We start from the raw sequence: 2,984 nt of genomic DNA, 5'->3' as shown, positions 1-2,984 counted from the left end.
CCCCGGTGCTGATCCGGTGCTGCTGGTGGCGGTCGGCATCGGCGACACGACCAAGCTGGTCGTCATCACTGTGGGCGCGGTCTGGCCGATCCTGCTCAACACCGCCGACGGCGTCCGCGCCGCCGACGAGGTCGGGCTGGAGACCGCCGCGGCGTACCGGCTGCCGCGCCGCACCCGGCACCTGCTGGCGCTGCGCGGTGCGAGCCCGCAGATCTTCGCCGGCGCCCGGCAGGCCCTCGGCCTGTCGATCATCCTGATGGTGGTCAGCGAGATGCTGATGAGCACCGACGGGCTCGGCTTCACAGTGGTGCAGTTCCAGCGCAGCTTCGCCATCCCGCAGATGTGGAGCGGGGTGCTGCTGATCGGCCTGCTCGGGTTCGGGCTCGCCAAACTCTTCGAGCTCGTCGAGCGGCGCGCGTTGCGCTGGCATCGCGGCCACACCGGACAACTCACGGAGCGACCATGACCTCCCTGCTCGAGATCGCCGGGATCGGCAAGACCTACCGGGCCCGGGAACGCACCGTCGAGGTGCTGACCGCGATCGACCTGACCGTGTCCGAGGGCGAGTTCGTCGCGCTCGTCGGCCCGTCCGGCTGCGGCAAGACCACCCTGCTCAAGATCGTCGCCGGGCTGCTGCCGGCCACCGTGGGGCAGGTCCGGTTCGGCGGCCGTCCGGTCACCGAACCGCCGCCCGGCCTCGGCGTCGTCTTCCAGGAGTACGGCCGCAGCCTGTACGCCTGGAAGACGGTCCGGCAGAACGTCGAGCTGCCGCTGCGGCACCTGGACCTGAGCCGGGCGCGGCGGCGGGAACTCGTCGCCGACGCGCTCGACGCGGTCGGACTCGGCGCGGCCGGCGACGCGTACCCCTGGCAGCTCTCCGGCGGCATGCAGCAGCGCGTCGCGATCGCCCGCGCGGTCGCCTACCGGCCCCGGCTGCTGCTGATGGACGAGCCGTTCTCCGCCGTCGACGCGCAGACCCGCGCCGACCTGGAGGACCTGGTGGCCACGCTGTGGAAGCGCTACGGCATGACCATCGTGTTCGTCACCCACGACATCGACGAGGCGGTCTACCTCAGTCAGCGCGTCGTGGTGCTCGGCGCCGGCGTCTCCGGCGTCCAGGCCGACATCCCGGTCGACCTGCCCGCCGACCGGGAACAGATCGGCACCCGTTCCTCCGCCCGCTTCGGCGAGCTGCGCACCCGAGTGTGGACGCAGGTCCGCCGTACCCCCGAGAGCGAGATGGTATGAGCAACGCCCGATGGACCGACACCGGCGGCGGCGAGGGCCCGCTGTGGTCCTTCCGAGTCGGTGAGGTCGAGGTCTTCCCGATCCGCGAGGTCGACTACTTCGTGGACCCGGCCGAGTTCTTCCCGCAGCTGGCGACCGAGTCGTGGACCGACGGCGCGTTCTACACCCGGGAGCCGTTCACCCACGACGGCCGGATCCTGCTCAACCAGGAGGCCCACCTGCTGCGTACGCCGGACCGGCTGATCCTGGTCGACGCCGGCGGTGGCAACGGCAAACCGCGCAACGGCGGCGTGTTCGACCGGGCGGACCGGCCGTTCCTGGAACAGTTCGCCCGCGCCGGGGTGTCGCTCGGCGACATCGACACCGTCGTCTTCACCCACCTGCACGTCGACCACGTCGGTTTCGCCACCAGCGCGGACGGCCGCGGCGGCTGGGAGCCGACCTTCCCGAACGCCCGGTACCTGGTGGTCCGGGAGGAGTTCGACTGGTGGACCGGCCCGGACGGCGCGCGGGCCATGCAGCGTACCGGCGACTACATCGCCGACAGCATCCTGCCGCTGCGCGACGCCGGGGTGCTCGACCTGATCGAGGCCGACCACGTCCTGTCCCCGCACGTGCACCTGGTGCCCGCGTTCGGTCACACGCCCGGCAACGTCTACCTGGTCGTCGAGTCGGCCGGGCAGCGGGCGTTGTTCGCCGGCGACATGCTGCACCACGGCGTCCAGCTGGAACGGCCGGAGTGGAGCATCCGCTACTGCGTGGTGCCGGGCGACTCCGCCGACCAGCGCCGCCGGCTGCTGGAACGGGCCGCCGACTCGGGTGACCTGCTCGTGCCGGCGCACTTCCCGTTCCCCGCGGCCGGGTACGTGCGCCGGGCCGAGCGCGGCTTCACCTACACGTTCCTCGACGTCTGATGCTCATCGCCGACTTCCACACCCACCACGCCTGTCCGGACTATCCCGCGGTGCTGCCGCACAACGCCACCGGCGTGCTCGCCGCCCGCTGGGCCGACACGGCCCGGCGGGTCGCCGACCTCGACGGCCTGCTCGCCGAGTCCGGCCGGCACGGCGTGGACCTGCGCGTCCTGAGCGCCCCGCCGGCGATGGTCACCCCGCACGGCGAACGGACGCGGCCGGACGATTTGCGGCGGCTCAACGACCACCTGGCCGCCGTGGTCGCCGCGAACCCGGGCCGCCTCGCCGGGCTCGCCACGATCGACGCCTTCGGCGGCGACGCGGCCGCCGGGGAGGTGGTCCGGGCCGTCCGCGAGCTGGGCCTGCCGGGCGTCGTCGTCGACTGCGCCGCCGCGGACGGGCGGCTGCTCGGCGACCCGGCCGCCCGTCCCACCCTGTCCGCCGCGGCCGAGCTGGGTGTGCCGGTCTTCGCGCATCCGATCAGCAGGTCCACGCTGACCGCCGAGTTCGCCGGCCTGGGCCGGCTCGGCACGTCGCTGGCCCGCGGCACGATCAACGCCGCCGCGCTGCTGTCCCTGCTCACCGGCGGCGCCCTGGCCGCGCTGCCCGGCCTGCACGTGGTCTTCCCGATGCTCGGGGTGGCCGGCCTGGCGCTCGCCGCCGCCACCGACGAGGGCGCGTTGCTCAGCGCGCCCGGCCGTCGCGCCCACGTGTACGCCGACACCATGGGCTTCGCGCCGTCGGCGATCCGCTTCGCCACCGACCTGCTCGGGGGCCGACCACGTGGTCGTCGGCGGGGACTGGCCGGTCGCCGAACGGGAG

Annotated in this window: 4 protein-coding genes; all 4 read left to right on the top strand. The window is 73.5% G+C overall.

Features of this window, described 5'->3' with window-relative positions; translation table 11 throughout:
* Positions 1-466 (top strand): ABC transporter permease (locus MCBG_RS06970; RefSeq protein ID WP_157560817.1); only part of this gene is annotated, 466 nt, incomplete at its 5' end.
* On the top strand, positions 463-1,248 hold the full coding sequence (locus MCBG_RS06965) for an ABC transporter ATP-binding protein (RefSeq protein ID WP_043324780.1): 786 nt from the start codon (positions 463-465) through the stop codon (positions 1,246-1,248). The genes MCBG_RS06970 and MCBG_RS06965, both read left to right, overlap by 4 nt.
* The gene (locus MCBG_RS06960; RefSeq protein ID WP_051610992.1) at positions 1,245-2,162 is read left to right on the top strand and encodes an MBL fold metallo-hydrolase; all 918 of its coding nucleotides are present in this window, start codon (positions 1,245-1,247) and stop codon (positions 2,160-2,162) included. The genes MCBG_RS06965 and MCBG_RS06960 overlap by 4 nt, the downstream gene beginning before the upstream one ends.
* Positions 2,162-2,984, top strand: an 823-nt coding sequence (locus MCBG_RS06955; protein ID WP_051610990.1) for an amidohydrolase family protein, incomplete at its 3' end; no start/stop codon positions are given. The genes MCBG_RS06960 and MCBG_RS06955, both read left to right, overlap by 1 nt.

The organism is Micromonospora sp. M42, assembly GCF_000568915.1.
GTDB classification, from domain to species: domain Bacteria; phylum Actinomycetota; class Actinomycetes; order Mycobacteriales; family Micromonosporaceae; genus Micromonospora; species Micromonospora chalcea.
The sequence above is the reverse complement of the archived record's forward strand: the minus strand, read 5'-3'. Positions and strand labels throughout refer to the sequence as shown.